Below are 23,226 nucleotides of genomic sequence, written 5' to 3' on the forward strand. Positions count from 1 at the left end.
TCGAGCCGATGTCGGACGTACGGGTCGTGGTCATGGACTGCACGGAGACCGGGGCGTCACCGCCGACCGCGACGGAGCCGACCTGGATCTGCCGGCTCTTGCGGCGCTCGGCAACCCTGGTCGGAACGGACGGCATGCCGAGAGAAATCGCAGTCATCTGCTGTGCAACCCCAAGTCGTGGATCAAGGCCCAGGTCCCGTCGATGGCGGGTTCCAGGCTCCGAGATTACGGCACGGGCCCCGGCACGGGCACATCACGGCGGCCAAACGCACTCGATGGAAGGCGGCCCGGCACAGAAGTGCCGGGCCGCCCTGAACGCCGTATGACCGGCGGATGTCCGTACGGAGCCGCCCTCGGCCCGTTAAGAGATCTTCACCGGGTTCACCACGTCCGCGATCAGGACGAGGAGCGTGAAGCAGACGAAGATTCCGGCCACCACGTAGGCCACCGGCATCAGCTTCGCCACGTCGAACGGGCCGGGGTCCGGGCGGCGCAGGACCTTGGCGATGCCGCGGCGCAGCGACTCCCACAGGGCGCCCGCGATGTGGCCGCCGTCGAGCGGGAGCAGCGGGAGCATGTTGAACAGGAACAGGGAGAGGTTGAAGCCGGCGACCACGAAGACGGCCATGGCGAGCTGCTGCGAGGCGGGGATGTCCAGCGTGGCGATCTCGCCGGTGACGCGGGCGGCGCCGACGATGCCCATCGGGGAGTCGGGCTCGCGGGGCGCGTCGCCGAAGGTGGCGTCCCACAGGGCGGGGATCTTGGCGGGCAGGGCGATCAGGGAGTCGACGGCGTCCTCGACGCGGTCGGTCATCCAGGACACGGAGCCGCCGAAGTCCTGCTTGACCACGCCGGTGGCCGCGCTGAAGCCGAGGAAGCCGGCGGTGACGTACTCGCCCTTGACGTAGGTGCCGGCGGAGTCCTTCTTGGCGACCTGGTTGGTGGCGATGGTGGCGTGCAGGGTGACGTTCCGGCCGCCGCGCTCGACGACGATCGCCACGTTCTTTCCGGCGCTGTCGCGGATGAGGTCGGAGAGCGTGGCCCACTTGTCGGTGGTGACCCCGTCGAAGGAGACGATCTTGTCGCCCTTCTTCAGGCCCGCCGCCTCGGCCGGGGAGGGCTTGTCGGTGCTCTTGCAGGTGTCGCGGTTCTCGCTCTGCGCGATGACGCAGGGCGAGACCGAGGCGACGCTGGTGGTCTCCTGCTGGATGCCGAAGCCCATGAGCACGGTGAGGAACAGGCCGATCGCGAGGATCAGGTTCATGAACGGTCCGGCGAACATGACGATGACGCGCTTCCACGGCTTGCGCGTGTAGAACATGCGCGTCTCGTCGCCGGGCCGCAGCTCCTCGTAGGCGGCCGAGCGGGCGTCCTCGATCATGCCGCGCCAGGGGGAGGTGGAGCGGGCGGTGACCCGGCCGTCCGCGCCGGGCGGGAACATGCCGATCATGCGGATGTAGCCGCCGAGCGGGATGGCCTTGACGCCGTACTCGGTCTCGCCCTTGTGCCGTGACCAGAGGGTGGGGCCGAAGCCGACCATGTACTGGGGCACGCGGATGCCGAACAGCTTGGCCGTGGAGAGGTGGCCCAGCTCGTGCCAGGCGATCGAGAAGAGCAGGCCCACGAAGAAGACCAGAATCCCGAGGATGAACATCAGGGTCGTCATGCGCGGGCCTCCGCCGTCCGTGCCGTCAGTTCCCGGGCCCGGGCGCGGGCCCAGGTCTCCGCTTCGAGGACGTCCGGCACGGTGAGCGAGGTTCCCGTGCGCGGGGTGCCGTGTTCCTCGACGATCCGCGTCACGGTCTCCATGATCCCGTTGAAGGGCAGCGCGCCCCGGCGGAACGCCTCGACGCACTCCTCGTTGGCGGCATTGAACACCGCCGGTGCCGTCCCGGCCAGCTCGCCCACGTGCCGGGCGAGGTTGACCGAGGGGAAGGCGTCGTTGTCGAGCGGGAAGAACTCCCAGGTCGACGCGGTGCTCCAGTCGAAGGCGGGGGCCGCGTCGGGGACGCGGTGGGGCCAGCCGAGGCCGATGGCGATGGGCCCGCGCATGTCGGGGGGCGTCGCCTGGGCCAGTGTCGATCCGTCCGTGAACTCAACCATCGAGTGGACATACGACTGCGGGTGCACGACCACCTCAATCCGCGAGAAGGGAATGTCGTAGAGGAGGTGTGCCTCGATGACCTCCAGTCCCTTGTTGACGAGGGTCGCGGAGTTGATCGTGATGACCGGGCCCATGGACCAGGTGGGGTGGGCGAGGGCGTCCTCGACGGTGACGTGCGCCAGCTCCGCCTTGGTGCGGCCGCGGAAGGGGCCGCCGGAGGCGGTGACCACGAGCTTGCGGACGTCGGCGCGGGTGCCGGCCGCGAGGGCCTGGAAGAGCGCGGCGTGCTCGGAGTCCACCGGGATGATCTGGCCGGGCTTGGCGAGCGCCTTCACCAGCGGGCCGCCGACGATCAGCGACTCCTTGTTGGCGAGCGCGAGCGTGCGGCCGGCCTCCAGGGCGGCGAGGGTGGGCGCGAGGCCGATGGAGCCGGTGATGCCGTTGAGGACGGTGTGGCAGTCGGAGGCGGCGACCTGGGTGGCCGCGTCGGGTCCGGCCAGGATCTCGGGCAGCGGCTCCCCGGTGCCGTACTCGGCGGCGAGCGCCTCCCGCAGCGCCGGTACGGCGTCCTCGCGGGCCACCGCGACGGTCCGCACCCCGAGCCGGCGGGCCTGCTCGGCCAGGAGGGCGACCCGGCCGCCGTTGGCGGACAGGCCGGTGACGCGGAAGCGGCCGGGGTTGCGCAGCACGAGATCGATGGCCTGCGTGCCGATCGACCCGGTGGAGCCCAGGACCACCACGTCCTTCGGGCCGTCGCCCGCGACGGGATCGTAGACGAGGTGCGGGTCGGCGAGAGGTGCTGGACTGTCGGTCATCCCCCCATTGTTGCCGCAACGGACGCGCGGCCGGACAGGGTGCCCCCTCCTGGTCCGGCCCGGCCGCTCTCGCGGTGGGCCGGGGAGGGGACACCCTGCCGTGCGGGTGTGCGATGCCTCACCCGATGGGGCGGTGCACGTTCTCCCGTTCGCTGGGTCCCGGGGTGGTGTCGGCGATCCAGGGGCCGTCGCCCGAGGGGTCGACGACGCCCTCCTCCAGCCACTCGTGGCCGCCCGCCATGACCGCCTTGACGATCACGCCGTCCGTGTCGTCCGTGTTGGCCCACAGGCGGGTGAAGAGTTCGTCGACGCGCAGCCGGGACTGGCGGCAGAAGGCGTCGGCGAGCTGGTACGCCTCACGGCCGTGCTCGCCGCGGGAGCGCAGCAGCTCGGCCCGGACGCAGGCGGCGCTCATCGCGAACAGCTCGGCGCCGATGTCGACGATCCGGCCCAGGAAGCTCTGCTTGGTCTCCATCCGGCCCTGCCAGCGGGACATGGCGTAGAAGGTGGAGCGGGCCAGCTTGCGGGCGTGGCGTTCGACGAAGCGCAGATGCGTGCCGAGGTCGGTGCCGCCGTGCCTGAACTCCTTGTACGAGGACGGCAACTGGCCCGGTCCCGCGACCAGCTTGGGCAGCCACTTGGCGTAGAAGACACCGGCGTTGGCGCCCGCCCTCGCCTTGTCCTGGAGGGACTTGTCGGGGTCGATGAGATCCCCGGCGACGGAGAGATGGGCGTCCACGGCCTCGCGGGCGATCAGCAGGTGCATGATCTCCGTCGAGCCCTCGAAGATGCGGTTGATGCGCAGGTCGCGCAGAAGCTGCTCGGCGGGGACCGCGCGTTCGCCGCGGGCCCGCAGCGAGTCGGCCGTCTCGAAGCCGCGGCCGCCGCGGATCTGGACGAGTTCGTCGGCGATCCGCCAGCCCATCTCGGAGGCGAAGAGCTTGGCGAGCGCGCCCTCGATCCGGATGTCGTTGCGGTCCTCGTCGGCCATCTGGGAGGACAGGTCGAGCACCGCCTCCAGGGCGAAGGTGGTGGCCGCGATGAAGGAGATCTTGGCGCCGACCGCCTCATGGCGGGCGATGGGCTTGCCCCACTGCTCACGGGCCGCCGACCACTCGCGGGCGATCTTCAGGGACCACTTGCCGGCGGCCACGCAGGACGCGGGCAGCGAGAGCCGGCCGGTGTTGAGGGTGGTCAGGGCGATCTTGAGACCGGAGCCCTCGGGGCCGATGCGGTTGGCGGCGGGGACCCGGACCCGGTGGAAGCGGGTGACGCCGTTCTCGATGCCGCGCAGGCCCATGAAGGCGTTGCGGTTCTCGACGGTGATGCCGGGCGAATCGCTCTCCACGACGAAGGCGGTGATGCCGCCGGGGTGGCCCTCGCTCTTGGGGACCCGGGCCATCACGACCAGGAGGTCGGCGACCACGCCGTTGGTGGTCCACAGCTTCACGCCGTCCAGGACGTAGTCCTCGCCGTCCGGCACCGCGCTGGTGGCGAGCCGGGCCGGGTCGGAGCCGACGTCCGGCTCGGTGAGCAGGAACGCGCTGATGGCGGTGGTGGCGCAGCGCGGCAGGAAGCGCTGCTTCTGCTCGGGGGTGCCGAACATCTTCAGCGGCTGCGGCACGCCGATCGACTGGTGCGCGGAGAGCAGCACGCCGACGGCGGGGCTCGCGGAGCCGACCAGGGCCAGCGCCTTGTTGTAGTACACCTGGGTGAGGCCGAGACCGCCGTACTTGGGGTCGATCTTCATGCCGAGGGCGCCCAGTTCCCTGAGGCCGTCGATCACCTCGTCGGGGATCCTGGCCTCGCGCTCGATGAGCGCGCCGTCGATCTTCGTCTCGCTGAACACGCGGAGTTTGGCCAGGAACTGTTCGCCGCGCCGGACCGCCTCCTCGGTGGGGAGGGGGTGAGGGTGGATCAGGTCGAGCCGGAAGCGGCCCAGGAAGAGTTCCTTGGCGAAGCTCGGCTTGCGCCAGTCCTGTTCCCGGGCGGCCTCGGCGACCTGACGGGCCTCACGTTCGGTGACGACGGGCTTCTTGAGGGGTGGTGCGGACATGAGGCTCACCTCGCCGCGAATCGGGATCCGGAACCGATTGGTTACCGATGGGTGCTACCCGATCGTTGGTACCCGATCCGGGGGGACCCCGCCACCCCTCTCGTGCCCCGGGCGACCCGTCCCGGCCGCCCTCGCCGCCTTGCGGGGGCCCGGTGGCGGACCGTGTCCGGGCGGCGACGCGGAGTGTGCGGGGATTGCTCCCAACGGGTGGCGCCGTGGCGCATCGGCCTGCCCCTTCCGGCCACCGCCCTCCCCGCTGATTGTCGAAGCGCTTCGACAGCCTATGGACACCCACTCCCGCTAGAGCTACTGTCGAACCACCCTCACTCGGACCTGTTCACCCTGCGCACTGTCGAAGCGCTTCACAAAGCTTGGAGAGCTGGATGGTCACCCTCGCCGAGGTCGCCCAGCACGCCGGAGTCTCGGCGAGCACGGTGAGCTATGTCCTCAGTGGCAAGCGGTCCATCTCCACGACCACCCGGCAGCGGGTCGAGCAGAGCATCCGCGAGCTGGGCTACCACCCCAACGCGGGCGCGCGCGCCCTGGCGAGCAGCCGGTCGAACATCATCGCGCTGATGGTGCCGCTGCGCACCGACATGTACGTGCCGGTGATGATGGAGATCGCCATCGCGGTGGCCACCACCGCCCGCGCCCATGGCTACGACGTCCTGCTGCTCACCGGCGAGGAGGGCCCCGACGCGGTCCGCCGGGTCACCCGCAGCGGGCTCGCCGACGCGATGATCCTGATGGACGTCCAGCTCGACGACGAACGGCTGCCGCTGCTGCGCGGCGCCGGCCGGCCCTCGGTGCTGATCGGACTGCCCGCCGACACCACCGGACTGACCTGCGTGGACCTCGACTTCACGGCGACCGGCGCGCTGTGCGTGGAGCATCTCGCCGCCCTGGGCCACCGCGATGTCGCCGTGATCGGCGAGGCCCCGGCGGTCTACGAACGGCACACCGGGTTCGCCGAGCGCACCCTCGACGGGCTGCGCGCCCGCTCCCGGGAGCTGGGCGTACGGCTGCTGCACCGGCCCTGCGAGGGCGGGTACGACGCGATGGCCGTGACGCTGGCCCGCATCCTCGACGAGCGGCCGGGCACCACCGGGTTCGTCGTGCAGAACGAGTCGGCGGTCGAACCGCTGCTCGCGCTGCTGCGCCAGCAGGGGCGGGCGGTGCCCGAGGACGTGTCGGTGGTCGCGGTCTGCCCCGAGCAGGTCGCGGTCCAGGCGTCGGTGCGGCTGACCTCGGTCGCGATCCCCGCGCAGGAGATGGGCCGGCACGCCGTGGAGCGGCTCGTGGCCAAGCTGGACGGCCGGGGCACGGACGACGTGGTGCTGCTGCCGCCCGAGCTGACGGTCCGGGCGAGTTCGGGCCCGGCACCGGCCGCCTCCTGAACCACCGCGCACGACCCCTCTCTGCACTGCTCTGTCTGCATCCCCCTGTCTGCACTCCTCCAGGAGCACAGGAGCACCCCACGTGAATCAGCCCGCCCAAGACCGGACCGGACGAGCCACCGTCAGCCTCGCGCAGTCCTCCCCCACCGTCGGCACCTTCCGGGAGCGCGACGGCGCGCTGGAGTGGACCGGACGTCAGGAGACCCTGCGGATCGAACCCTGGGGCCCCGACGCGGTCCGGGTCCGCGCCCGCCTCGGCGGCCCCCTGCTCGACGATCTGCCGGGCGCGCTGCTCCCGCAGGCGCCGCCGACGTCGTCCAGCGTGAAGACCGAGGACGGACGCGGGCTGCTGACCGTCGGCGCGCTGACCGTCGAGGTGGACGGCGAGGGGCTGGTCCGCTTCGTGCGCACCGCCGACGGCACGGAACTGCTCGCCGAGGCGCGCGCCCACTTCTGGTGGCCGGGATCCCGTCTCTACACGCCCGTCGGCAACGGCCACCACCGGCTGGAGCAGCGGTTCGCCGCCTACGACGACGAGAAGCTGTACGGCCTGGGCCAGCACCAGCACGGACGCCTCGACCAGAAGGGGCTGGTGCTCGACCTGGTGCAGCGCAACGCCGAGGTGACGATCCCGGTGCTCACCTCCAGCCGCGGTTACACCCTGCTGTGGAACAACCCGGCGATCGGCCGGGTGGAGCTGGCGGGCAACGGCACCCGCTGGGTGGCGGACTCGGCGCGTCAGATCGACTACTGGATCACGGCCGGGGATCCGGCGGACGGCCAGCGCCGCTACAGCGCGGTGACGGGCCGTACGCCGATGCTGCCGGAGTGGGCGGCGGGCTTCTGGCAGTGCAAGCTGCGCTACCGCACGCAGGACGAACTCCTGTCCGTGGCACGGGAGTACCGGCGCCGGGGGCTGCCGTTGTCGGCGATCGTCTGCGACTTCTTCCACTGGACGCATCTGGGCGACTGGAGGTTCGATCCGGCGGAGTGGCCCGACCCGGCGGCGATGGTGCGGGAGTTGGAGGAGCTGGGCGTCAAACTGGTGGTGTCCGTCTGGCCGTCGGTGTCCCCGCTGTCCGAGAACCACGCGGTGCTGGAGCAGCGCGGCTATCTCATCGGCACCGAGTACGGTCCGCCGGCCCACGCCGACTGGCCGGACAAGGGTGTCGCGTCCACGGTCCAGGTGGCGTTCTACGACGCGACGAACCCCGGCGCGCGGGACTTCCTGTGGTCCCGGATCCGGGACAACTACCTCGCGCCGTACGGCATCACGGCGTTCTGGCTGGACGCCTGCGAGCCGGAGCTGAAGCCGGGTTTCCAGGAGAACCTGCGGTACTGGGCGGGTCCCGGCCTGGAGGTCGGCAACCTCTATCCGGCGGACAACGCGCGCGCCCTCCACGACGGGCTGCGGGCCGCGGGCGAGGAGGTGATCACCCTCAACCGGTCGGCGTGGGCGGGCAGTCAGCGCTACGGCGCCGCCCTGTGGTCGGGTGACATCGGCGCCGACTTCGCGACCCTGCGCCGGCAGATCGCGGCCGGTCTCAACACCGCGCTGTCGGGCATCCCGTGGTGGAACACCGACATCGGCGGCTTCCACGGCGGCGATCCGGACGACCCGGCGTACCGGGAGGTCATGGTCCGCTGGTTCCAGTTCGGCGCGCTGTCCCCGCTGATGCGGCTGCACGGCTTCCGCGACCCGGGCATGCCGCTCGGCCCGGACATGACGGGCGGCCCCAACGAGGTGTGGTCGTACGGCGAGGAGGCCGGGGCGGTCCTGGAGACGTATCTGCGGCTGCGGGAGCGGCTGCGGCCCTATGTGCTGGACGTGATGCGGGAGGCCCACGAGGAGGGGCTGCCGCCGATGCGGCCGCTGTTCCTGGAGTTCCCCGGCGACCCGGCGGCCTGGTCGGTCGACGACGCCTATCTCTTCGGCCGGGACCTGCTGGTGGCGCCGGTGCTCACGGCGGGAGCCACCAGCCGTACGGCGTATCTTCCGGCGGGGGCGGTGTGGACGGACGCGTGGACGGGTGAGACGTACCCGGGCGGGGCGGCCGTGACGGTCGACGCGCCGCTGGAGCGGATCCCGCTGTTCCTGCGGGACGGGGCGCGGCTGCCGGTGGCCGGATAGCGGCCACGCGGCGGGCCGGCCCCGGCCCGCCGTCCGTCAACTGCTGCTGACGGTGAGGTTGTTGGTCACGAAGTCGAGGCCGCCCGAGGACGAGGTGATCTCGTACCCGAACTGCACGTCCCCGATGGTCTCGTTGCCGAACCAGCCCTTGGTGTCCTTGATCCACTTGAGGATCGGCAGGATGTTCACGGTGCCGGAGGAGGAGTCGGAGGTGCGCAGGAAGGAGAACACCTCGTTGGCGCCGTTGCTGCCCTTGTACACGCTCCAGGTGTGACCGCCGAGGGTGACGGTGCCCTGCGCGGTGCCGAGCGGTCCGACGGCGCCGTTGTAGTTGACCCAGAGCATGATCTCGTAGTCGTAGTCCGTGTCCCAGATGTCGTACGACGTGTTGTAGGCGCCGGAGGACGGGACCGTGACGTTGTAGCTGCTGGAGAGCGAACCCAGCGAGGTGATGGTCTTGTTGATGACCTTCTTGGAGTTCGGGTAGGACTTGATGCCGCCGGTGTTCGGATGGTTCGCCCAGACGCCCCAGTTCGTACCGGAGTTGGCCCAGACGCACTGGCTTCCGGCGCCGGAACCCCAGATGTTGTTGTAGAGCGTGTAGCCGCCCAGGCTGGTGTTGCCCCACTGGTCGCAGGAGTTCCAGACGGCGGCCGAGGCGGGGGCGGCGGCCGTGCCGACGGCGATGCCGAGGGCGAGGGCGGGTGCGGTCAGGGCCTGGGCGAGCCTGACCCGTGTGTGTGGTGCCATGGTGTCCCTTCCATGGGTGGGGGGAGGTGCCACGTCCCCGCGGTGAGGACGTGTTCCGCGCCGGCGACGAGGTCGAGCGTTCTCGCCTCGCCGTCGGGGGTCCGGACGTCGACGCGCACGGTGCGCGTCGGCCGCAGCACGGCTCGCAGGCCCCGGGGACCCCAGACGAGGTCGGCCCGAGCGCCGAACCGGGTGCGCACACCGCGCAGTTCGCCCGCGGGCAGCGCGGCCGGCACGGCGGGGAGCAGGACCAGCCGTTCGGGCGTGGAGTGGATCAGCGCCTCGATCAGCACGGCCGGGAGGGTGTGGGCGGCGTCGGCGTTGTAGACGTGCCGGTGGGGGTAGTGGGCGCTCATCAGGGAGGCGTGGAAGTAGTCGCCGTCCAGGACGGCGGCGAGGGCGTCGCCGACCCGGGGGCCGTCGAGGAGCCGGGCCGCGATCAGGGCGTGGTGGAGATGGCCGTGCGCGGAGTCGTTCTCGGCGCCGCGCAGGGCGAGCGCCCGGTGGGCGGCGGCCGCGAGGCGCGGGGTGTCGTACGGGGAGATCTCGTCCAGCGGCCACACGCCGTACAGATGGCTGAGGTGGCGGTGGTCGTAGCGGTCGTCGAGGCCGGGGCGGGCCCATTCGGCGAGGGCGCCGTCGGCGTTGATCCGGTGCGGCGGAAGACGGTCGGCGAGGGCCCGCCATCGGTCGGCGTCCGGGCCGGGGTGGTGCTCGGCGGCGGCGCGCAGGGCGTGGCGGGCGGCGGAGAGGTCCATGGCCGCGTCGAGGGCGCCCCAACTGCCGTTCGCGGGACGGTTCTCGGGCGAGTAGGACGGGACGACGACGATCCGGCCGTCGGCGTCGGTGCGGGTCAGGAAGTCCTCGTAGAACCGGGCGACCTCGGCGAGCGCGGCGGCGGTGCGCGGGTCGCGGACGCCGTGGGCCTCGTCGTGGTCGAGGAGCGGCTTGAGCAGCCAGTCGGTCCCGGCCGTCCACAGGTGCAGCGGGTACTCACGGCTGAAGTGGTACGACAGTCCGGACTCGCCGTCGCTGTGCGCGGGCGCGACGATGCCGCGGGCGCCGAAGACGGCGCGGGCGTTCTCCCGCCAGTCGTCGTGGTGCCGGTGGATCAGGCCGGCGAGGGCGGCGGTGACCTCGGGGAGGGCGGCGGATGTGGCGGAGGCGGTCTGGAGGTTGAGGTTCGCGTCGTGGGTGAACGCCCCGGACCAGGCGGTGTCCCAGTCGCCGGTCCACAGGCCGGTCAGCCGGGGCGGGTTGAGACCGGAGGAGCAGAGCAGGTGGTAGCGGCCGGCGGCGAAGAGGCGTTCCAGGAGCGCCGGGCTGTCCGGGCGCTTCAGCAACTCCGAGCCGGGCAGGGCGCGTTCGGCCGGGTCGGCGTGCAGGTCGAGGGTGACGCGTGTGTAGGCGGTGCGGTGCGGAGCGAGATGGCGGGCCAGGAGGGTGTCGTAGGAGTGCGGCAGGGCGGCGAGGGCGCGCCGCTCGGCGGCGAGGTCCAGGTCGCCGGTGTGGCGGCGGACCCGGGTCAGGAGCAGTACGGAGGAGGCGCCGGTGATCCGGACTCCGGGGAGGGCGAGTTCGGTGCTGCCGCCGGTGACCACGGCGAGGGTCACTCCCGTGTATCCGCGCTCGCTCGCGGGGTAGCGGGCGCGCAGGGTGAGCAGGGCGCCCTCCGGGGTGCGGACCGCGCCGTGGCCGACGGCGAGGTCGGCCGGGGCGCCGGGGAGCCGGTGGTCCAGGGAGAGGTGCAGGTCGGGGGCGGTGACGCGGTGGACGATCACGTCGTCGGCGCGGGAGACGAAGACCTCCCCGGACCGGCCGGCGCGGCGGGCGGTGACCTCGCCGGTGGTGAAGTCGACGGTGCGGCGGACGTCGTGCGGGGCGGGCGGGGGTGCCGCGGACCGGAGACGGAGCTGGAAGGCCGGGTGGAAGGGCTGGACCCACTGGAGGGCGCGGCCGTCGGTGAAGTCTTCGGCGGCGGTCAGGTCCCCGGCGAGCAACCGGTCCTGGAGGGACGGGAGTTCGGCGGCCAGCTCGGGCGGGCGGGCGTGTTCGCCGCCGTTGGGGCGGACCAGCGTGTGATGGGTGACGACGACCCGCTCGTCGTCCGGATCGCCGAACAGGAGGACGCCGTGCCGGCCGTTGCCGCTCAGGAAGGCGTCCTCCCAGCGGGCGGCGGGCCGGGGTTCCCACGTGCCGTGGACAAGGTTCACGGGCGCAGCACCGCCACGCCGTAGCGGCCGAGGGTGATCCGCCCGGTGAGCTTGTCGCCGGTGAGCAGGTCGGTGTGCGGTCCTGGCAGGTCGACGGTCACCGGGTCGCGCCCGTGGTGGAGGAGGAAGAGCAGCTCACCGCGGCGTACGGCCTCGACGGGCGCGGGCAGACCGGCGAGGACCGGGCGGGCGCCCGCCTCGGACGCGATCCGGGTGAACAGGGCGCGCAGGGCGTCCGGTTCGGGGAGCGTCGAGAGGTACCAGGCGCGGTCGCGACGCAACACGGCGGGCAGTCCGTCGAGTTCACCGCCCGTGTAGCGGGCCTCGACCGTGGCCCCCTCGGCCGCCTCGATCTCCTCCGACCACAGGGTGCCCCGGAAGCCGTCGCAGTCGGCACTCTCCCCTTCCTCCAGCGGCCACCACTCGTGCAGGACGTCGATGCCGAACAGTGCGCGCAGCCGGGCGTCCATGCCGCCGGGGCGGATCCGGTCGTCCTGGTCGGCGACGCCGGTGAGGAAGCCGCAGACCAGGGTGCCACCGCCCCGGACGTACCCGAGGAGGTTCTCGATCGCCGCGTCCGTCATCGCGTACGACTGCGGGACGACGACCAGCCGGTAGCCGCCGAGGTCGTGGTCGGGGTGGGCGAAGTCGGTGGTGAGGTGGGCCTCCCACAGGGCGCGGTGCCAGGCGTGCAGCAGGGCCGCGTGGTCGACGCGTGCGGAGGGGCGGGAGTCCTGGGCGCTCGCCCACCAGGCGTGCCAGTCGTGCAGGATCGCGATGTCGGCGTGGTTGCGGGTGCCGGTCACCTCGGCGCCGATCAGGGCCAGTTCGGCGCCGATCCGCTTGATCTCCTGGAAGGTGCGGCCCCGCTCCCCCGCGTGGCCGAGCATGCCGGAGTGGAACTTCTCGGCGCCCTGCCGGGACTGGCGCCACTGGAAGTGGCAGACGGCGTCGGCGCCTCGGGCCACGGCCTGGAAGGACCACAGCCGGTGCAGACCGCGCGGTCTGGGGTGGTTCACCGGGCGCCAGTCGACCCGGCCCGCCGCCTGTTCCATCAGCATCCAGGGGCCGCGGGCCTGGGACCGGGTGAGGTCCTGGACGAGCGCGCCGTGCCGGGCGCCGAGGGGGTCGCGCGGGTCGGGGTAGAGGTCGACGGAGACGACGTCCTCCTCCTCGGCCCAGCGCCAGGCGTCCTGCCCGAGGAACAGCGGCATGAAGTTGGTGGTGACCGGTATCCGCGGGCTGTGCCGGGTGACGATGTCCCGCTCGGCGGTGAAGCACTCCAGGAGCATGTCGGAGGTGAAGCGCCGGAAGTCCAGCACTTGGGCGGGGTTCCGGAGATGGTGCGGGGTGCGCGGCGGCAGGATGCCGTCCCAGGTGTCGTAGCCCTGGCTCCAGAAGGCCGTGCCCCAGGCCGAGTTGAGGGCGTCGAGGGTGCCGTACCGGGCGCGCAGCCAGCGGCGGAAGCGGGCGGCGGCCTCGTCGCCGTGGTCGGCCGTGCAGTACTCGTTGTTGATGTGCCACAGGATGAGCGCGGGGTGGTCCGCGTACCGGGCCGCGAGCGCCTCGGTGATGGCGGCCGCGTGGGCGCGGTAGGCGGCGCTGGAGTGGGAGAAGTGCTGCCGGCCGCCCCACCACTCGACTCGGCCGTCCTCGGTGCGGGGCAGGGTCTCGGGGTGCAGCCGGCCGAGCCACGGCGGCGGGGAGGCGGTGGGGGTGGCCAGGACCACGCCGATCCCGTGCTCGTGCAGCAGGTCCATCAGCCGGTCCAGCCAGCCGAACTCCCGTGCTCCGGGCCGGGGTTCGAGCCTCGACCAGGAGAAGACGCCGACGGTCACCGCGTTGACGCCGGCCTCGCGCATCAGCCGGACGTCCTCCCGCCAGGTCTCCTCGGGCCACTGCTCGGGGTTGTAGTCGCCGCCGAACAGCAGCCGGCCCCGGGTGACATCGCGCAGGTCCGGCCTCACACCGGCTCCCCGTACTGGATGCCCCGCCCGTTGGTGGCGACGTAGACGCGGCCGTGGATCCGCGGGTCGGCGGCGAGGGCCGCGCCGGTCCAGCCCCACCGGTGCCGGTCGTCGTCGATCCGGACCCAGCTCGCCCCGCCGTCGTCGGAGCGGTGCACGGCGGTGACGTCCTCGGTGGCGCCGACCTGGTAGACGGCCGGGTAGGGGGCCCCGGCGGCGGCCCTGCCGAAGGCGACGGTGTACGACGCCCGGCAACTGGCCGACTTGGTGAAGGACGCCCCGCCGTCGGTGGACCGGTAGAGGCCGTTCCCCTTGGTGCTCAGCCAGAGGTCGCCGGAGCACCCGGGCGCCGCCGCCAATTGGAACTGGTTGTCCCCCGAGGGGAGTTCACCCGCCCGGCCGGTGAAGGTGAGCCCGCCGTCCGTACTCGCGAACAGGGTCCCGCTGCCGGTGTCGTAGGCGTAGAAGCGCGCCGGATCGGCCGGGTCGGCGAGCGGGGTGGCGCCCGCCGGGAAGGTGGGCACCTCGGTCCAGGTCCTGCCGCCGTCCGTGGAGCGGTGGGCGGGGTACCCGGTGCCGTCCCAGTGGACGAAGCTCCAGAGCAGAACCCGGCCGTCGGCGCCCACCGCGATCGGGCCCGGCGCCTGCGCGGCGAGGTCGGGCTGCGCCGCGAAGGGCTCCCAGGTACGGCCGCCGTCGTGCGAGAAGGCACCGTTGCCGTGGTCGCCCCAGCCGGTGCGGACGACGTACGACGGCCTGGCGGCGGCCTGGGCGAGCCCCGTCGCCGTCCCGAAGACGGGGTTCGTCGCCATGCCCCGCGAGGGCGAGGCCGTGAGCCGCTCGTGGTACATCACGCCGAGGTCCCCGAGCCCGCTGATCAGATGCGCGGGACCGGTCGGCGGTGAGATCAACTGCCGTACCGAGGACTCCTCCAGGCCGCGGATCCGCGGCGCCCAGTGGCGCAGGTCGCGGGTGCCGTAGACGGTGGCGCCGGTGCCGTACAGGACGTGCCGGGAGTCGTACGGGTCGACGGCGACGGTCTGGATCCACCAGCCGAACTTGGGCCGCTCCTCACCCCACTTGAGGTAGGGCGTCTCGGAGACGTCGAGGACGGCGGTGTCCTTCAGGGAGGTCCAGGTGCGGCCGCCGTCCGTGGTCCGGTACAGGGTGTCGACGGCCGCCCAGCGGTTGTTGGTGGAGACGACGACGGTGCCGGGGCGGCGGGCGTCCACGGCGACCCCGCCGTAGCCGAAGGTGTCGCCCGCGCCGGGCACGGCCGGGGTCACGTCGGTCCAGCCACCGCCGGTGACCGCCAGTTTGTGCACGCTGCCGGCCGACTGGCCGTTGGGGCCCGGGGCGTCGGCGTACGTCACGTACAGCTCACCGGCGTGGCGGTCGTGGGCGGCCCGGACGGGGATCCTGGCGGCGGGACCGGCGGGCTGTCCGGGTACGGCCTCCCAGGTGCGGCCGTCGGTGGTGCGGTAAAGGTTCGGGGAGCCGGGGGTGCCGTCGGAGTCGCCCCAGCCGGCGTAGAGGGTGCGGCCCGCGGCCACCAGCAGGGTGACGCCCTGGCCGGTCGCGCCCGGGGTGCCCGGGAAGCCGTCGGCGGCCGCCCAGCCGGCGCCCCGGTCGGTGGACTTGAGGAGCCCGTCGTGGCGGGTGCCCAGCCACAGGGTGTCGCTGTCCCGGGGGTCGACGAGGAGACGCTCCCCGGTGCCCCGGCCGTCCTCGTTCGCGCCGAGCTTCACGGTGAGGTCGGTGCGGGTCCAGGTGGCGCCGCGGTCCTCGGAGCGCAGGAGGGCGCCGTCGCCCGCCCAGGGCTGGGCGTAGGTGCCGAGCGCGAGGTAGAGGCGGTCCGGGTGGGCGGGGTCGACGGCGAGGGCCTCCACGCCGAGCAGGTTCCAGTCGTCCCAGCCGAGGTGGTCGGTGAGCGGGGTCCAGCGCGCGGGCCCCTCGTCCCAGCGGTAGGCGCCGCCGATGTCCGTACGGGCGTAGGCGAGGCCGCGGACGGTGGGGTGGAAGAGGACGCCGGTGACGAAGCCGGTGCCGCCGATGACGACGTTGCGCCAGCGGTAGCCGCCGGTGGGGGACGCGCCGGTGGCCGGGGCGGTCGGGCCGGCCTGGGCTCGGGGGGCGGCCTGGGCGGGCGGCGCGGCCGGTACGGACAGCGCGGCGGCGGCCGCGGTGCCGGCGAGGACGGTACGGCGGGAGACGGGCATGGGGGAACCTCGCAGCGGGTGGGTGACGGGGAGCCGGGGGTGCCGTGGAGAGCCGCAGGGGTGCCGCCGGGGGGGTGTCACAGGGGTGCTCACCCCTTGACCGCGCCCGTCAGCATCCCCTTCCTGAAGTGCTTCTGGACGAACGGCGAGAGCACGGCCACCGGGAGCAGCGCCATCACCATGACCGCCATCTGCACGGCCAGACCGGACAGTTCACCGGTCTTGATGGCCTGGCCGAGCCCGACCGGGGCCTCCTGCTTCTGCACGAGCTGGATCATGACGTTCTGGAGCGGCATCATCTCCTGGTCGTTGAGGTACAGCGACGCGTTGAACCAGGCGCTCCAGTACCCGACCGCGTAGAACAGCGTGATGACGGCGAGCACCGCGCGGGACAGCGGCATCACGATCTGCCACAGGATCCGGAAGTCCCCCGCCCCGTCGATGCGCGCGCTGTCGGTCAGTTCCTGCGAGATCCCCATGAAGAAGCCGCGCAGCACCAGGATGTTGAAGACGCTGAGCGCGCTCGGCAGGATCAGCGCGAGATAGGTGTCGGTGAGACCGAGGGACTGCACCAGCAGATAGGTCGGGATCAGACCGGCGCTGAAGAACATCGTGGCGAGCAGGAGCATCAGCAGCCAGCGGTGTCCGAGCGAGCCGGTGCGGGACAGGCCGTAGGCGCACAGCACCGACACGGTCATCGAGAACGCCGTGCCGACCAGGGTGATCAGGACGCTGATCACCGCCGCCCGGGTCACCTGGCCGCCGCTGAGCAGCTCCCGGTAGGCGACGAGGGTGACGTCCTGGGGGATCATCACCAGACCGCCCGCCTCGTCGATGGTCCGGCGCGGGGACAGGCTCGTGACGACCACTATCCACAGCGGGAACAGCACGCCGAGGCAGGCCAGCGTGAGGACCAGGCCCTTGCCCGCCACACCGGCGCGGCCGGGCGCCTCCTCCCAGGCGGGCCGGGGCGGCGCGCTCCACCAGCGGGTCTTCCCGGTCACGGCGCTCACTTCTTGTACACCCCCTGCTCGCCCATGAGATGGGCGACCTTGTTCGCGGCGAGGACCAGCCCGAGGCTGACCACGCCCTTGACCAGTCCGGCGGCGGCCGCGTAGCCGAAGTCCTGGTTGCGGACGCCGTTCCACCAGACGAAGGTGTCCAGCACCTCCGAGGCGCCCGGTCCCACGGAGTCGCGTTGCAGCAGGATCTGTTCGAAGCCGACGGTCAGCGCGTCGCCGACCCGCAGCACCAGCAGCAGCGCGATCACGGGGCGCAGCGCGGGGAGCGTGACGTGCCACATGCGGCGCAGGCGTCCGGCGCCGTCCATCGCGGCCGCCTCGTAGAGGTCACCGGGGACGGAGGACAGCGCGGCGAGGAAGACGATGATCCCCCAGCCGGCGTCCTTCCACACGCTCTGCGCGGTGATCAGGAACTTGAAGGTCTCGGGGTCGGTCATGATGTCGAGGCCGTCGTAGCCGTGTTGGCGCAGGAGTTGGGACAAGATGCCCGCGCCGCCCAGGAGTTGCTGGAAGACGGCGATGACCAGCACCCACGAGAAGAAGTGCGGCAGGTACAGGATCGCCTGCGCGACCGCGCGCACCCGGGGCCTGATCACGCTGTTGATGAGCAGCGCGAGCAGGACGGGGATCGGGAAGAACAGCACCAGTTGGAGGCTGAACAGCACGAGCGTGTTCACCACGGCGTCCCAGAACGCCGAGTCCTCCATGATGCGCCGGAAGTTCTCCAGCCCCACCCACGGGCTGTGCAGCATGGAGACCACGCCGTTGTCGCTGACGTACGGGTCGTACTCCTGGAACGCGACGATGTTGCCCAGGATCGGCACGTAGTTGAAGAGCAGGAGCAGCGCGACGGCCGGCAGGGTCATCAGCAGCAGGACACGGTCGCGCCGGAACCGCAGACGCAGGCTCAGCCGGCCCGGCGGTCGCTCACGGGGCGGGGGCGGGGGCGCGGGCTCTTCCGGTATCCGGTGCGGATCGTCCGTGCCGGCCGCGTCGCGCGGCACCGTGCTGTGGGACACGGCGGTTCTCCTTGCCTCGGTCGCGGACCGTCTCGGTCCCGGATCAGCTCGCCGCCGTGCCGTTGTCGTCGAGCAGCTTCCGATACCAGTCGCGCAGTTGGTCGCCGCCCTTGCTGCGCCAGTCGGAGACGGCCTGCTGCATGTCGCCGATCTTCTTGCGGCCGCGGATGATGTCGTCCTCCAACTGCTCGAAGTCGTTGTAGAGGTTGGTGTAGCGGGCGGGCTCGGTGATCTGCATGCCGTAGAAGGCCGACTTCTTCGTGAAGGCGCCCATCCGCTGCTGCCATTCGACCTGGCCCCTGGCGACCTCGGGGAGGTCGGGGTGGGCGAGGGTGGCGGCGGGGCTGGCGATCATCACATAGGCGTTGAGGACGTCGATGTTGCCCTGGTCGGTCTTGACCGGGACGCCGTCCTTGAGGGTGTAGTGGGTGCCCTCGACGCCGTAGTTGGTGAGCATGAACTCCTTGGTGCCGTACGGCGCGGCGGTCACGTTGGCGACGGCGAGGACGTCCCGGACGACCGACTCCGGGGCCTTCCTGTTGACGAAGGCGAAGATCCCGGCGGGGTTCTTGGCCCACAGGGTGGGGTCGCCGCCGTCGTGGCCGAAGAGGTCCATGCCCCAGATCCGGAAGTCCGGGTTCTGGGTGGCCTGGGCGGCCGCCTGGCCGTACCACTGCGAGATGTCCTGGTTGTAGATCAGGAACTCACCGGCCACGAACTTGGGGGAGGGGTCGGTGGCGCTGCTCTTGCCCAGTTTGGCGTCGGGGTGGACGAGGTCGGCGGCGAACAGCTTGCGCGTCCACTCGATCGCCTCGAGGTACTCCTGGGTCTCGACGCGGTTGATCAGCTTGCCGTCGACGACGTTCCAGCCGAGCGACTTCTCGTCGCCGGACAGCACGCCGAACATGTTCCAGGCGGTCCACTTCATGTCGAGGCAGGCCCACCGCTTGGCCCGGGCGTTGGTGATCTCCTTGGCCAGGGCGAAGAACGCGTCGGCGGAGGCGGGGACTTCGTACCCCTCCTTGTCGAAGACGTCCTTGCGGTAGAAGGGCACGATGTTGGTGACGTACGAGGACGGCATCGGCAGCCCGCGCAGTTTGCCGCCGAAGATGGAGCGCCGCCAGGCGTCGGTGGGGATCGCGGCGAGGTTCGGGTACTCCTTGACGGCGTCGCCGGACAGATAGGGCCCGAGGTCGGCGAACTTGCTGATGATCGCGCTGGGTATCCTGCCGGTCATGTTCCAGCCGGGGACGACCACGACGTCCGGTACGTCGCTGGAGGCGAGGACCGCGCCGAGCTTCTGGTCGTAGGTGTTGCCGTCCTGGTTCTGCCAGACGACGTCGACACCGATGAGGTCGTTCATCGCCGTGTAGTAGGCGTTGCCGCCCTTGGGCGGGGAGCCCCAGAACGGCGACATGACGGTGACCTCGCCGCCCTTGCCGAGCTTCTTCGGCACCGACGTCTTCAGGCCCGCCAGGTCGAGTTCGGCGGTGAAACCGGCGGCCGAGCCGTTCTTCGACGGGATGTCGGGCGTCACCACCGTGCCGGCGACGAACGCCGGGAGGATCTTCTCGGCGTCCTTGCCCGAGGTGGTGCCGTCGCGCGAGCCGCCGTCCGTGCCGCCGCAGGCGGTCAGCAGCGGCACCCCTCCCGCCACCGCCGCGCCGGCGACCGCCGTGGCGGCGAGGAAGCTCCTCCGGGAGGTCGCCGGGGAAGCGGGGGGAGCGGAGGAAGCGGCGTTCGGCGTCATTGCGGCAACCCTTCAGTCGAAGCGCTTCGATGTTGCAGCGAGGTTAAGTGAACGCCCTGGGGCGCACAAGGGTCGTTCCCAAGATTCCTCGGACCCTCAGGGGTGGCCTGTTCGTATGTGCTGCTTGAAAGAGCGGGGAGCTTCTCTTGACACCCGGCGGTGTGCCCGCCCAGCATCGAAGCGCTTCGAAAGAGCCGTGCCGCTCCAGCGCAAAGGGATCTCCACGTGACCGCATCCACGCCGCCCACGCCGCCGTTCCGCGATCCGGATCTACCGTTCGCGAAGCGCATCGACGATCTGCTGGCGCGTCTCACCCCGGACGAGAAGATCTCCTTCCTGCACCAGTACGCCCCGGCCGTCGAGCGGCTGGGCGTCGCCGCGTTCCGCACCGGCCAGGAGGCCCTGCACGGCGTGGCGTGGATGGGCCCGGCGACGGTGTTCCCGCAGGCCGTGGGGCTCGGCGCGACCTGGAACCCGGAGCTGGTGCGCCGGGTCGGCGCGGCGGTGTCCGAGGAGGCCAGGGCGATGCGCGCCCGCGACGACCGGGTGGGCCTGAACGTCTGGGCACCCACCGTCAATCTGCTGCGCCACCCCCTGTGGGGCCGTAACGAGGAGGGCTACTCCGAGGACCCGGGGCTCACGTCCGCCATCGCCACCGCCTACACCCGCGGCCTGCGCGGCGACCACCCCGTGTACTGGCGCACCGCCCCGGTCCTCAAGCACTGGCTGGCCCACAACAACGAGACCGGCCGGGACGTCACCTCGTCCTCGGTACGCCCGCGCGTGTTGCACGAGTACGATCTGCGCGCCTTCCGGGGGACCGTCGAGGCGGGCGCGGTGGCCGGGGTGATGCCCGCGTACAACCTGGTCAACGGCCGCCCCAACCATGTCTCGCCGTATCTGCGCGAGCACCTGCGGACCTGGACCGACGAGGAGCTGCTGATCTGCTCGGACGCGGGCGCGCCCTCCAACCTGGTCGACTCCGAGCACTACTTCGACACCCACGAGGAGGCGACGGCGGCCGCGCTGCGGGCGGGCGTGGACAGCTTCACCGACCACGGCGAGGACGGCTCGACGATCACCGCCCGGGTGCGCGGGGCGCTGGAGCGGGGCCTGCTGACCGAGGACGATCTCGACACGGCGGTCCGCCGGCAGCTCTCGGTGCGGTTCCGGCTCGGCGAGTTCGACCCGGGCCGTGATCCGTACGCGGGCGGCGGGGAATTCGACACCCCGACCCATCGCGACCTCGCCCGGGAGGCCGCCGAGCAGGCGGTCGTGCTGCTGCGCAACGACGGGGTGCTGCCGCTGGCGGACGGCACCCGGATCGCGGTGGTCGGTCTGCTCGCCGACGAGTGCAAGCTCGACTGGTACAGCGGCACCCTGATCCACCGCTCTACTCCCCTGGAGGGGCTGTACGAGCGGTTCGGCGCCGACCGCGTGGAGTTCGCGGAGGGGGTGGACCGGGTGCTGCTGAGGACATCGGCGGGGAGGTGTCTGCGGGTCCCGGCCGCGCCCGAGGAGGCCGCCGACGGGCCGCGAGGCGCCGAAGGGGCCCTGGACCCGGCGCTGCTCACGGGCCGCACCGACCTGCCGCCGCTCACCGCGGACGCCGTCGGCACCGAACTCGCGCTGGTCGACTGGGGCGACGGCGTGCTCACCCTGCGCGCGCCCGACGGCCGGTACCTCTCGGTCGCCGAGGACGGTTTCCTGCGCGCCTCCGCGGAGCAGCCCGGCGGCTGGGTGGTCCAGGAGACGTTCCGGCTGGAACCGTGCGACGGCGGGCATGTGCTGCGGCATCTGGGCACGGGCCGTCCGGTCCGGGTCGCCGACGACGGGGTACGGGTCACCGACGAGGATCCCGAGGTCTTCGAGGTCGTCGTGGTCGAACGCGCCGAGGCCGCGGTGGCCCGCGCGACGGCCGGCGCGGACGTGGTCGTGGTGGTGGCGGGCAACGACCCGCACATCAACGGCCGGGAGACCGAGGACCGTACGACCCTGCGGCTGCCCGCCCACCAGGAGCGCGTCCTGGCCGCGGCCCGAGCCTCGTCCGCGCGAACGGTGCTGGCGCTGGTGTCGTCGTACCCGTACGCGATCGAGCCGGGTCCGCTGTCCGCGGTGCTGTGGACCGCGCACGGCGGGCAGGCCGCGGGCACCGCCCTCGCCCGGGTGCTGGCCGGTGACGTCTCCCCCGCCGGCCGGCTCCCGCAGACCTGGTACGCCGACGACGCCGATCTGCCCGACCTCCTCGACTACGACGTGATCGGGAGCCGCCAGACGTACCGGTACTTCGAGGGCCGGCCGCTGTACCCCTTCGGGCACGGGCTGGGCTACGCGTCGTTCTCCTACGCGGGCCTGTCGGTGCGGACCGGGGACGGCACGGTGCGGGTCGCGTGCACGGTCACCAACACCGGGGACCGGACGGCCGACGAGGTCCCGCAGCTCTACACGCGCGCGGTGGAGCCGTCGGTCGCCCGGCCGCGCCGTGAGCTGCTCGGCCATCACCGGATCACGCTGGCGCCGGGCGCCACGGCGGAGGTGTTCTTCGAGGTCCCGCTGTCCGCGTTCGCGTTCTGGGACGTGGCGCGCGGCGGCCCGCGCGTGGAGCCGGGCCCCTACGAGCTGCTGGTCGGCGGCTCCAGCGAGGACGTCCGGCTGCGCACGACCGTCACCCTGGACGGCGAGCCCGCCGCCCCGCGCCCGGTCCGCCGGGACGGGCTGGCCGCGGCCGACTTCGACGAGCAGAGCGGCACCGAGATCGTCGACCGCGCGCGGACGGCGGGCGACGCGGTGACGCCGGTGGGCGGCGGGACCGGTGAACTGCTCTTCCGGGACTGCGACTTCGGGCCGGACACCCGCCGGGTGACGGTGACGGCGGCGGCGGCCGGCCCGGGGTCGGTGGAGCTGTGGGTGGACGGCGGCGGTCCGGCGCCGGTCACCGTGCCGGTCGCGGCCACGGCGGGGCCGTACGACCACCGCACGGTCGAGGCGTCCTTCGTGGTCGGCGGGGTGCGCGATCTGCGTCTGAGGCTGCGCGGGCCGGTGCGGCTCGCGCAGGTCGGCTTCTCCGGCTGAGTTGAGGGTCCGGAGGAGGCCCGGCACGACGAAGGGGCCCGGCGCCGAGGACATCGGCGCCGGGCCCCTTCCGGGACCGGGTCGGTCAGAGGGCGAGGCCGGTGAGGACCAGCACGCGCTCGTAGGTGTAGTCCTCCATCGCGAACCGGACGCCCTCGCGGCCCACGCCGGACTGCTTGGCACCGCCGTACGGCATCTGGTCGGCGCGGTAGGACGGCACGTCGCCGACGACCACGCCGCCGACCTCCAGCGCGCGGTGGGCGCGGAAGGCGGTCTGGACGTCGTGGGTGAACACGCCCGCCTGGAGGCCGTACTTGGAGGAGTTGACGGCCGCGAACGCCTCGGCCTCGCCGTCCACCTTCTGCACGGTGAGGACCGGTCCGAAGACCTCCTCGCAGGCGAGGGTGGTGTCGGCCGGTACGTCGGTCAGGACGGTCGGCGCGTAGGAGGCGCCGTCGCGCTTGCCGCCGGTGAGCAGGGTCGCGCCCGCGGCGACGGCCTCGTCCACCCACGACTCGACGCGCCGGGCCGCGTCCTCGCTGACCAGCGGGCCGACGTCGGTCGCGCTGTCGGAGGGGTCGCCGGTGACCTGGGCGTCCACGGCGGCGACGATCCGCGGCAGCAGACGGTCGTACACGGAGGCGTCCGCGATCACCCGCTGCACGGAGATGCAGGACTGGCCGCCCTGGTAGTTGGAGAAGGTGGCGATCC

The 23,226-nt window shown here is 72.3% G+C and carries 15 protein-coding genes; 3 read left to right on the plus strand and 12 right to left on the minus strand.

What is annotated here, in order from left to right; all coding sequences use genetic code 11:
• The 4 genes from G6W55_RS33530 to G6W55_RS33545 form a co-directional block, all read right to left on the minus strand.
• A partial coding sequence (locus tag G6W55_RS33530) for a flavodoxin-dependent (E)-4-hydroxy-3-methylbut-2-enyl-diphosphate synthase (RefSeq protein WP_375372497.1) occupies positions 1-157 on the minus strand: 157 nt, incomplete at its 3' end.
• Positions 158-361: 204 nt separating this feature from the next.
• Complete coding sequence (locus G6W55_RS33535) at positions 362-1,666, minus strand: RIP metalloprotease (RefSeq protein WP_175524456.1); 1,305 nt, start codon at positions 1,664-1,666, stop codon at positions 362-364.
• Entirely contained in the window at positions 1,663-2,919 is a 1,257-nt protein-coding gene (gene dxr / locus G6W55_RS33540; RefSeq protein ID WP_175524457.1) for a 1-deoxy-D-xylulose-5-phosphate reductoisomerase, read from the minus strand. The genes G6W55_RS33535 and dxr overlap by 4 nt, the downstream gene beginning before the upstream one ends.
• Positions 2,920-3,037: 118 nt before the next feature.
• Positions 3,038-4,975, minus strand: coding sequence for an acyl-CoA dehydrogenase family protein (locus G6W55_RS33545; protein ID WP_175524458.1), 1,938 nt, complete (start codon positions 4,973-4,975; stop codon positions 3,038-3,040).
• A 383-nt stretch (positions 4,976-5,358) separates the two neighbouring features.
• On the opposite strand from G6W55_RS33545, the gene G6W55_RS33550 reads away from it, so the two are divergent.
• Together G6W55_RS33550 and G6W55_RS33555 are read left to right on the plus strand one after the other, a co-directional pair.
• On the plus strand, positions 5,359-6,372 hold the full coding sequence (locus tag G6W55_RS33550) for a LacI family DNA-binding transcriptional regulator (RefSeq protein ID WP_175524459.1): 1,014 nt from the start codon (positions 5,359-5,361) through the stop codon (positions 6,370-6,372).
• Between the two features lie 82 nt (positions 6,373-6,454).
• Entirely contained in the window at positions 6,455-8,503 is a 2,049-nt protein-coding gene (locus G6W55_RS33555) for a glycoside hydrolase family 31 protein (RefSeq protein WP_175524460.1), read from the plus strand.
• A 36-nt stretch (positions 8,504-8,539) separates the two neighbouring features.
• On the opposite strand, the gene G6W55_RS33560 is transcribed toward G6W55_RS33555, so the two are convergent.
• The 7 genes from G6W55_RS33560 to G6W55_RS33590 form a co-directional block, all read right to left on the minus strand.
• Positions 8,540-9,253 (minus strand): hypothetical protein, encoded by a 714-nt coding sequence (locus tag G6W55_RS33560; protein WP_175524461.1) that lies wholly within the window; start codon positions 9,251-9,253, stop codon positions 8,540-8,542.
• Positions 9,214-11,466 carry a glycoside hydrolase N-terminal domain-containing protein gene (locus tag G6W55_RS33565; protein WP_175524462.1) on the minus strand — a complete coding sequence of 751 codons (2,253 nt, stop codon included), beginning with the start codon at positions 11,464-11,466 and terminating at the stop codon, positions 9,214-9,216. Before G6W55_RS33565 ends, G6W55_RS33560 begins: the two co-directional genes overlap by 40 nt.
• Positions 11,463-13,433: a beta-galactosidase gene (locus G6W55_RS33570; RefSeq protein WP_175524463.1), complete on the minus strand. Its 1,971-nt coding sequence runs from the start codon at positions 13,431-13,433 to the stop codon at positions 11,463-11,465. Before G6W55_RS33570 ends, G6W55_RS33565 begins: the two co-directional genes overlap by 4 nt.
• Entirely contained in the window at positions 13,430-15,652 is a 2,223-nt protein-coding gene (locus tag G6W55_RS33575; protein ID WP_175524464.1) for a 1,4-beta-glucanase, read from the minus strand. The genes G6W55_RS33570 and G6W55_RS33575 overlap by 4 nt, the downstream gene beginning before the upstream one ends.
• Before the next feature lie 89 nt (positions 15,653-15,741).
• Positions 15,742-16,665 carry a carbohydrate ABC transporter permease gene (locus G6W55_RS33580; RefSeq protein WP_175524465.1) on the minus strand — a complete coding sequence of 308 codons (924 nt, stop codon included), beginning with the start codon at positions 16,663-16,665 and terminating at the stop codon, positions 15,742-15,744.
• Entirely contained in the window at positions 16,662-17,639 is a 978-nt protein-coding gene (locus tag G6W55_RS33585) for an ABC transporter permease subunit (protein ID WP_309243870.1), read from the minus strand. Before G6W55_RS33585 ends, G6W55_RS33580 begins: the two co-directional genes overlap by 4 nt.
• Before the next feature lie 97 nt (positions 17,640-17,736).
• A complete protein-coding gene (locus G6W55_RS33590) occupies positions 17,737-19,443 on the minus strand; it encodes an extracellular solute-binding protein (protein WP_175524467.1) in 1,707 nt (568 codons plus the stop codon).
• 225 nt (positions 19,444-19,668) lie between these two features.
• Between G6W55_RS33590 and G6W55_RS33595 the strand changes: the two genes are divergently transcribed.
• On the plus strand, positions 19,669-22,515 hold the full coding sequence (locus G6W55_RS33595) for a glycoside hydrolase family 3 C-terminal domain-containing protein (protein WP_175524468.1): 2,847 nt from the start codon (positions 19,669-19,671) through the stop codon (positions 22,513-22,515).
• An 85-nt stretch (positions 22,516-22,600) separates the two neighbouring features.
• Here G6W55_RS33595 and G6W55_RS33600 read toward each other — a convergent pair.
• A partial coding sequence (locus G6W55_RS33600) for an aldehyde dehydrogenase family protein (protein ID WP_175524469.1) occupies positions 22,601-23,226 on the minus strand: 626 nt, incomplete at its 5' end.

Source organism: Streptomyces sp. CAI-85 (assembly GCF_013363615.1).
Lineage (GTDB): Bacteria > Actinomycetota > Actinomycetes > Streptomycetales > Streptomycetaceae > Streptomyces > Streptomyces antibioticus_B.

What these genes read in the sequence shown, in the direction of transcription:
- G6W55_RS33560 (WP_175524461.1), bottom strand. Translation starts at nt 9,253, where the DNA reads ATGGCACCACACACACGGGTCAGGCTCGCCCAGGCCCTGACCGCACCC.
- G6W55_RS33535 (WP_175524456.1), bottom strand. Translation starts at nt 1,666, where the DNA reads ATGACGACCCTGATGTTCATCCTCGGGATTCTGGTCTTCTTCGTGGGC.
- G6W55_RS33550 (WP_175524459.1), top strand. Translation starts at nt 5,359, where the DNA reads ATGGTCACCCTCGCCGAGGTCGCCCAGCACGCCGGAGTCTCGGCGAGC.
- G6W55_RS33545 (WP_175524458.1), bottom strand. Translation starts at nt 4,975, where the DNA reads ATGTCCGCACCACCCCTCAAGAAGCCCGTCGTCACCGAACGTGAGGCC.
- dxr (WP_175524457.1), bottom strand. Translation starts at nt 2,919, where the DNA reads ATGACCGACAGTCCAGCACCTCTCGCCGACCCGCACCTCGTCTACGAT.
- G6W55_RS33590 (WP_175524467.1), bottom strand. Translation starts at nt 19,443, where the DNA reads ATGACGCCGAACGCCGCTTCCTCCGCTCCCCCCGCTTCCCCGGCGACC.
- G6W55_RS33575 (WP_175524464.1), bottom strand. Translation starts at nt 15,652, where the DNA reads ATGCCCGTCTCCCGCCGTACCGTCCTCGCCGGCACCGCGGCCGCCGCC.